Annotated in this window: 7 protein-coding genes; 4 read left to right on the top strand and 3 right to left on the bottom strand. The window is 63.5% G+C overall.

The genetic code is table 11. The features are described from left to right. Window positions 1-158: 158 nt before the first annotated feature. The gene (locus tag QRN41_RS04320; protein WP_167417946.1) at window positions 159-1,364 is read right to left on the bottom strand and encodes a DUF1835 domain-containing protein; all 1,206 of its coding nucleotides are present in this window, start codon (window positions 1,362-1,364) and stop codon (window positions 159-161) included. A gap of 181 nt (window positions 1,365-1,545) precedes the next feature. Beyond that, a complete protein-coding gene (locus tag QRN41_RS04315) occupies window positions 1,546-2,622 on the bottom strand; it encodes an aldo/keto reductase (RefSeq protein ID WP_034137839.1) in 1,077 nt (358 codons plus the stop codon). A 232-nt stretch (window positions 2,623-2,854) separates the two neighbouring features. On the opposite strand from QRN41_RS04315, the gene QRN41_RS04310 reads away from it, so the two are divergent. The 4 genes from QRN41_RS04310 to QRN41_RS04295 all read left to right on the top strand — a co-directional run bounded on the left by QRN41_RS04310 (window position 2,855) and on the right by QRN41_RS04295 (window position 6,290). After that, on the top strand, window positions 2,855-3,487 hold the full coding sequence (locus QRN41_RS04310; protein WP_167417945.1) for a glutathione S-transferase family protein: 633 nt from the start codon (window positions 2,855-2,857) through the stop codon (window positions 3,485-3,487). A 9-nt stretch (window positions 3,488-3,496) separates the two neighbouring features. After that, entirely contained in the window at window positions 3,497-4,417 is a 921-nt protein-coding gene (locus tag QRN41_RS04305) for a LysR family transcriptional regulator (RefSeq protein WP_167417944.1), read from the top strand. Then, complete coding sequence (locus QRN41_RS04300; RefSeq protein ID WP_167417943.1) at window positions 4,417-5,283, top strand: LysR substrate-binding domain-containing protein; 867 nt, start codon at window positions 4,417-4,419, stop codon at window positions 5,281-5,283. Before QRN41_RS04305 ends, QRN41_RS04300 begins: the two co-directional genes overlap by 1 nt. Window positions 5,284-5,363: 80 nt before the next feature. Further along, entirely contained in the window at window positions 5,364-6,290 is a 927-nt protein-coding gene (locus QRN41_RS04295; protein WP_167417942.1) for a pyridoxamine 5'-phosphate oxidase family protein, read from the top strand. An 81-nt stretch (window positions 6,291-6,371) separates the two neighbouring features. Here the strand turns inward: QRN41_RS04295 and QRN41_RS04290 are convergent, their stop codons facing one another. Further along, window positions 6,372-7,151, bottom strand: coding sequence for a helix-turn-helix transcriptional regulator (locus QRN41_RS04290; protein WP_213632159.1), 780 nt, complete (start codon window positions 7,149-7,151; stop codon window positions 6,372-6,374). Window positions 7,152-7,392 lie beyond the last annotated feature (241 nt).

Raw genomic sequence — 7,392 nt, 5'->3', positions numbered from 1 at the left:
CATAACGTTGTGGTGAGCAGGCTTGCCCTGCGCTGGGCTGCGAAGCAGCCCCACTCCAGACACTGTGTTTTTATCGGGCACACCGAGGGGCTTGGCTTGGGGGCCGCTTCGCAGCCCAGCGCGGGGCAAGCCCGCTCACCACAAAAAAACCTATTTTCTCAGGTCTTCCAGAGCGGCCGCAGCGCATGGTCGATCACCCAATGCGGCTCGCCGGGGCGGATGCAAGTGCCGCCGACCCAGCGTTCGTGTGAGGCGTGGTCGGGCCAATAGGCTTGGCCGCTGAGCACCTGATGGCCCAGGGGCGTCAGCGTCAACATGCGACGGGGCCATTCCAGTTGTGTTGCGCTTTCGGTAAGTAACGGTTGCGCGCCATCGATGAGCGGGCGGAGCAGCGCATGGAACATCATGTCCCCCAGAAACGGCAGTGGTTCGCGCTTGGCCATCAGGTCGGCGAATACACGCCCGAAGGGCATGGGCCCGGTGTCGGCGAGGCTGGTCAAGGCCAGGCGTTCGGTCAGCGACAGGCCGTCCTGGGCGCCAGGCAATTCTTGCAACTGACGCAACAAGGCCGGGCCCAGCAAGGGCAGGGCGGGGTGATGGGCGTGTGCCAGTTGCGCCAGTTTGAGCGGTGACGGATCGCAATAGGCCGACCAGGCCTGTTTGGCCAGTTGTACCGCGTCGTCACCGATCAAGCGCCGCTGTGGCCACAGCCAGGCGAGCACGTCCGGGGCCAGTTGGCCGATGCCGATAAAGCGTTCGACGCCTGGAATCTGCGCCACTTCAATCAACTCCAACTGGCGCGGAGCACGGTCCAGGCTGGCCAGGACGCGGATCAGGAACAGCTGGTCATACGCGTCCGCTTCGCACCACAACACACTGGGCGTGTCGTCGGCCAGCGTCTGCAATTGCTGATATTCATCGTCGACCCGGCGCGCCACGGTGGCCAAGTCCAGGGCGAAGGCCTGGCTGATAAAGGCGCTGCGTAGAGCGCGAAACGCCTCGGCGGGAAGGTCGCGTACCGGGCCCATGCACAGCGGGTCGGTGAGCATGCGGAACTGGCCCTGGAACCCGGCCAGTTGCAAGGTGTGGGCGATGTCACTGCCGCAGCGCCAATGGGTGGTGCGGGCTTCGTCGCTGGCGTGGAAATCGGGATGGCGCGCGGCAAAGTCAAGGGCGTCGACATGGGCCTTGAGCTTGGGCCAACTGCTGAACCCCAACTGCTTGGCGATCTGCCATTGGGCCTGGGACAAGGTCGCACCGGGGTCTTGGGCTTTGAGCTGCGGCAGCAATTCCTTGGCGCGCTTGCGCTGCTGCTCAAGGTTGAGGCGACCATCGGTGGTGGAGGTGATAGGAAGTGGCGACATACGAGCTCCTGGGCTTACCTTTTTCCGCTGTCAGGTGGGGAGTCGTAGCAATCGGATGGGTGTTGCGGTGTCCTGGGCGCAGCCCTTTCCGCGGAAGGTGGCGTGGATCGCGCCAGGCCGCAAATATAGGCAGCATGGCAGGCGATTGCAAGGCGGCCCTCACGCAGAGGGCCGCTTTGCCTCACTTGTCCTGGCGCGCGTCCAGGGTCTTGCGGTGTTCGGCCAGGAACGGCTGTTCGGCCGGATCAAAGCGATCGATCCCGGCAGTGAAGCGGTGCCAGTACGGGTACAACGGCTGGCGCCGTGTCACGGCTTCGATGCGGGAGGATTGCGCCTCGGTGAGCTTCAACTCGGTGGCCGCCAGGTTATCGCGCAGGTGTTCCTCGGTGCGCGCGCCGACGATCAACGAGGTGATGCCCGGACGATCCTTGAGCCACGCCAGGCACGTACGCGCCACCGAGACGCCGTGCTCGTCGCCTACCGAGGCGAGGGTTTCGATGATGTCCAGCGCGCGCTCCTGATCATGCACGTAAGGTTCCGGCCAGTCGCTGCCCTGGCGGGTATTGGCCGGCGGCTTTTGCCCTCGGCGGGTGGAGCCGGTCAACAGACCTTCGCCCATCGGTCCCCACACCAGGGTGCCCACGTGCTGATCGAGGGCCAGCGGCAGTAACTCGTACTCGGCCTCGCGGGATTCCGGGGTGTAGTAGATCTGTTGCGTGATGGGTTTGAGCATGCCGTGCAACTCGGCTTTGCCCAGGGTTTTCATCATTTGCCAGGCCGTGAAATTGCTGGTGCCGAAATAGCGGATCTTGCCCGAACCCACCAACAAACGCAGGGCTTCGAGGGTTTCCTCGATGGGCGTCATACCGTCCCAGTTGTGCAACTGATACAGGTCGATATGGTCGGTGCCCAGGCGCTTCAAACTGGCTTCGCAGGCTCGGATCAAGTGATAGCGCGACGAGCCGGAGTTGTTCGGGTTGTTGTCCACCGGGCTGCGCCCTTTGGTGGCCAGCAGGATGTCGTTGCGCTTGTCGCCCAGCGCCTTGCCGACCACTTCCTCGGCCAAGCCATGGGAATAGAGGTCGGCGGTGTCGACCATGTTCACCCCGGCGTCGAACGCGATGTCGAACATGCGTCTGGCCTGGGGCACGTCGACGCTGCCGCATTTCTCAAACTCGGCGCGGCCGCCAAACGGTACGGTGCCCAGGATGATTTCGGATACCAGCAGACCCGAATGGCCCAGTTGTCGATACTGCATGTCGCCTCCTGCTAAACGTTGAACGTGAAGTTCTGAGCCGTGCAGTTGGCGATAGTTTGAATTTTTTCCATGAAACCTCGATACGCCTGCTGCATCGCTGTGCTGGATACATGTGGATAGGCATTGTTTCGCCAGATGAAATACTCGATTGTGAAGCGTGGTGATTCCATCGGTGGCAGCAGCGCTGGAAGATGGTCAGCGCTGCCTACCCACTACTTTTTTGGAGCCTGTCATGTCTCAGCCTACGATCAAACTCTACGGTTTTCCGTTGTCCGGCCACTCCCATCGAGTCGAGCTGATGTTGTCGCTGTTGGGGCTGCCCAGTGAATTTATCCTGGTCGACCTCAAGCAGGGCGCGCATAAAAGCGCGGCGTTTCTGGCCAACATCAACAGTTTCGGTCAGGTGCCGGCCATCGATGACGGCGGCGTGGTGCTGGCCGATTCCAATGCGATCCTGGTGTACCTGGCGAGCCGGTACGGTAACGGCCAATGGCTGCCGAGTGACCCGGTGGGGCAGGCGCGGGTCCAGCGCTGGCTGTCGGCCGCCGCCGGGCCGCTGCACGCAGGGCCTGCCACCGCGCGGCTGGCGGTGGTGTTTGGCGCCGATGTGGATGCGCCGTTGGCCATCAGCCGGGCTCATGGGTTGTTGAGCCTGTTGGAGCAGCAACTGAGTCAGACACCGTTTTTGGTGGGCGAGCAGCCGAGCATTGCCGATGTGGCGTTCTACAGTTACGTAGCTCACGCGCCGGAAGGCAATGTGTCGTTGGCCGACTACCCTCAGGTACGCGCCTGGTTGGGGCGCATCGAAGCCCTGCCGGGTTTTGTCGGTATGCCGCGCACAGCCGTCGGTTTGCAATCGAGCTAGGGAGCGTCAATGGACCGATTTCATGAAATGCAGGTGTTTCTGGCGGTGGCCGAGGAGCAGGGCTTCGCTGCGGCAGCACGGCGGTTAAATACGTCGCCCCCCAGCGTGACCCGTGCCATCGCCGCGATGGAACAACGCCTCGGCACACAGCTGCTGGCGCGCACCACCCGCAGCCTGCACCTGACTGAAGCCGGCCAGCGTTATTTGGAAGATTGCCGACGCATCCTCGCCGAGTTGGACGAGGCCGAGGAGGCGGCGGCGGGCAGTTACGCCAGCCCCTGGGGCCACCTGACGGTGACCGCCCCGGTGCTGTTCGGCGAGCTGTATGTGGCGCCGCTGTTGGGCGAATACCTTGACCGATTCCCCCAAGTGACGATCAACGCGCTGCTGGTCGATCGTGTGGTGAACATGGCCGATGAAGGTGTCGACGTGGCCGTGCGTATCGGCCATCTGCATGAGCCGGGGCAGCAGGCGCTCAAGGTCGGCGAAGTGCGCCGCGTGGTATGTGCTGCGCCAGGCTATCTGGAGCGGCATGGCCGGCCCGAACATCCCGGGCAGTTGCGCGAGGCTACGATTGCCACCTCGTCCGCCAGCCAAGTGGTCAGCGAATGGCAATTCGTCGACGACGGTCGCTCGCTGACGGTGCCGATTACCCCACGCCTGGTGGTCTCGGCGAATAACGCGGCGATCCACCTGGCGCGCCTAGGCTGGGGGATGACGCGTGTGCTGTCGTATCAGGTCGCGGCGGCGGTCGCGGCCGGTGAGCTGGAGATTGTGCTGGACGCCTTCGAGCCGCCGCCGCTGCCGATCCAGGTGGTGTTCCACAACCGTGGGCGCGTGCCGGCCAGGGTCAACACCTTTGTCGACTTTCTCAGCCAGCGCCTGAGCCAGGATGCTGCGCTGAACCCGTCCCACCGGCACTCGCCTTGATGGAGCGTTATCGCGACATGCAGCTGTTCGCCGCGCTGGCCGGGCAACCTAGCCTGGCGTCGGCGGCGCGCGCTGCACGGGTGTCCGGCCCGACCTTGGTGCGCGCCATTGCCCGTTTGGAGGCGCGTCTGGGGGTAGCGTTGTTGCGGCGCAGCACCCGCGGCGTCAGCCTCACCACTGCCGGCGCCGCCTACCTGGCCGATTGCGTGCGGTTGCTGGCCGCCGTCGACGCCGCCGAAGCCTCGGCCAAGGGCTTGCAGATGCAGGTTCAGGGCAGCCTGCGGGTGTGCTTGCCGTTACTGTTCAGCCGCTACGTGATGGCGCCGGTATTGGCCGACTATCTGGCGAACTACCCCGACATGCGCTTGCGGGTGCGCTATCAGGACCCTCACCCTAACCTGCACGAGGAGGGGCTGGATGTGGCGATCCTGGTGGGCGAATTGCCCAACTCAGCGCTGATCGCGCGACCTTTGGGGCAGGTGCGACCCATTCTGTGCGCAAGCCCCGATTACCTGGCTGCCCACGGTGACCCCAACCACCCCGATGAACTCAAGCAGCATCGCTTGATCGCCAGCCCCGCCCCCCACGACCCGTTCCGCACCCGCGCACGTCTGGCCTGTTCCACGGTGCAAGGCGCGATCAATGCCGCCGTACAGGGCGCTGGATTGTTGCAGTGCCTCAGTTATCCGGTGCATGAGCATTTGCTCAGCGGCGCACTACGCCGCGTGCTGCCGGACTTCGACGGACCACCGCTGCCGGTGCAGGTGGTGTACCGCGAGGGCAGGCAGGCGCCGATGCGCGTGCGCAGTTTTGTCGAACACTGTGTGAGCGCGCTGCGCGGGCATCCGGCATTTCAGTTGGCGTAACAGTGGATTGCTGGAGGTGGTGATTCCCTCGTCGCGTATTGGGGCGCAGCATTCGCCTATCCCTAATTGGAGGTGGCCCTATGAACCCGATCGAACAGTCCCCTTGGCATGCCGGCGAGCGGCAGATGCAGCACAGCGCCGGCGTTGCCGAGCGCATGGCGATGGTCGGGCCCAAGGTGATTCGCGACCACTTGCCCGAACAGCACCGGGATTTCTACCCCTTGCTGCCGTACCTGGTGCTGGGCGCGGTGGATGCGCAAGGCCTTCCCTGGGCGACCCTGGTGGAAGGTGCGCCGGGCTTTGTGCATTCGCCCGACCCGCAGCGCTTGCAGATCGACAGCCTGCCCTCGGCGGGCGATCCGGCCCGTGCGGGGCTGCATCAGGGCGCGTCGGTGGGCGTACTCGGCATCGACCTCAATACCCGTCGTCGCAATCGTATGAATGGCCGCATCGGCGCCCTTGACCACGAAGGATTGTCGGTGGACGTGGTGCACACCTTCGGTAATTGCCCCAAGTACATCCAATTGCGCCCGGTCGAAGGCGTCGCCCGCAAACCGGGCAGTGCGGTTGAGCGCTACGATCACTTGGATGCCGCCGCGCAGCACCTGATTCGCAACGCCGACACCTTCTTCGTCGCCAGTTACGTCGACACCGGCAGCGAGCGCGCGGTGGACGTTTCCCACCGGGGCGGCAATACCGGTTTCGTGCGCGTCGACGGCAACGTGCTGACCATTCCCGACTACGCCGGCAACCTGTTTTTCAACACCCTGGGCAACCTGGCGGCCAACCCGGTGGCAGGGCTGTTGTTTATCGATTTCGACACGGGGGATGTGTTGCAGCTTGTCGGGCGCACCACGCTGATCCTGGACGGGCCGCAAGTGGCGCTGTTCGAAGGCGCCCAGCGCGTGTGGACAGTGACCGTGGAGCACAGGGTTCGGCGCCCGGCGGCATTGGCCTTGCGCTGGCGGTTTGCGGAGTTCTCGCCGTTCAGTCTGGCGATGGGGTGATCGTTTCTGTGGCAACTGCAAATAGGATGAGCAGCGGGCCAGGTGTGAAGGGTGAGACTTCTGTGGTGGGCGGACCTGGCTTCATCCTGCTTCGTATCCAGACGCTGCCGCGCCGATCATCCACTTGGCTAACCCGTGCCGGCCGCTGACGCCCAGCTTGGTGGCGGCGCGTTTGAAGTAGGTTTCGATCGAGCTGTTTTTCACACTGAGCTTTTGCGCCAACTGCGGCACGGTACCGCCGGTCAACAGGCCCAGGCACACCTGTTGCTCGCGCGCGGACAGGCTGACGGCGTCCAGGGACAGGCGTTGGTAGAACGCACGGTGCAACTGCGATTGTTCGGGCAGCGCGTGATCCGGATTACGCGGTACCTGATGCAGCAGTTGTACGTGGTGTTCGAGCAGCGGCAGCAGGGTATCCGACAGTCGCTTGAGGAATGACAGCTGTGCCAAGGCAAAGCCGCGTTCGGTGTCGGATCGGTACAGCGAGATCACCCAGCGTCGGTTGCCTTGGCGTGACACCAGGTGGCACTGGTGTAGGTTGTTGATCCTTGGGTTTATCTGGATCAGCAACGGGTCCTGCATGTCGAGCATGTCCCGCAGCAACGGCTGGTCCTGCCCCGACGTCAGGCATGGCGGCCGTGCGTGCGGGTGGCCGGCGCTGCCCAGCCGCTTGATGTCGAGGACGTGTCCGGGCAATTCATCCAGGGTCCACTCACTGAGGTCGACCCATTGGGCAGGCACCGATCGGTTGACCAACTGCAGCAGATGGTCGGCGAAATGGGCGTGGCCGCTATGGGCAATCACCTCGCCCAGTTGCGCGTAGAAATGTGGGCTCTCGGGTTCGTGTGGCTGGGCATCCATGGCCCGCCGAGCGTCAAGGTTCAGCACTGTTAATGGCCGCCCTGGGAGTTTGCTTGAAGCATAAGCGCCTGATCCTACTTATCCAGCTGAAACGAGGTAGACAACGTGCCATAAAAATCGCGTCATTAATTCGACGTTTCTGAAGGGCGTTTCCGGATATGGATCTGGGGGGCAAATTTTTGATTTATCCTAACTATATGAAATGTAAGGATAATATTTAGCGAGAGACAGGCAGGCACTC

The sequence above is a fragment of the Pseudomonas sp. efr-133-TYG-23 genome, from assembly GCF_030209215.1.
Lineage (GTDB): Bacteria > Pseudomonadota > Gammaproteobacteria > Pseudomonadales > Pseudomonadaceae > Aquipseudomonas > Aquipseudomonas rhodesiae.
The sequence above is the reverse complement of the archived record's forward strand: the minus strand, read 5'-3'. Positions and strand labels throughout refer to the sequence as shown.

What these genes read in the sequence shown, in the direction of transcription:
- QRN41_RS04320 (WP_167417946.1), bottom strand. Translation starts at nt 1,364, where the DNA reads ATGTCGCCACTTCCTATCACCTCCACCACCGATGGTCGCCTCAACCTT.
- QRN41_RS04315 (WP_034137839.1), bottom strand. Translation starts at nt 2,622, where the DNA reads ATGCAGTATCGACAACTGGGCCATTCGGGTCTGCTGGTATCCGAAATC.
- QRN41_RS04310 (WP_167417945.1), top strand. Translation starts at nt 2,855, where the DNA reads ATGTCTCAGCCTACGATCAAACTCTACGGTTTTCCGTTGTCCGGCCAC.
- QRN41_RS04305 (WP_167417944.1), top strand. Translation starts at nt 3,497, where the DNA reads ATGGACCGATTTCATGAAATGCAGGTGTTTCTGGCGGTGGCCGAGGAG.
- QRN41_RS04300 (WP_167417943.1), top strand. Translation starts at nt 4,417, where the DNA reads ATGGAGCGTTATCGCGACATGCAGCTGTTCGCCGCGCTGGCCGGGCAA.
- QRN41_RS04295 (WP_167417942.1), top strand. Translation starts at nt 5,364, where the DNA reads ATGAACCCGATCGAACAGTCCCCTTGGCATGCCGGCGAGCGGCAGATG.
- QRN41_RS04290 (WP_213632159.1), bottom strand. Translation starts at nt 7,151, where the DNA reads ATGGATGCCCAGCCACACGAACCCGAGAGCCCACATTTCTACGCGCAA.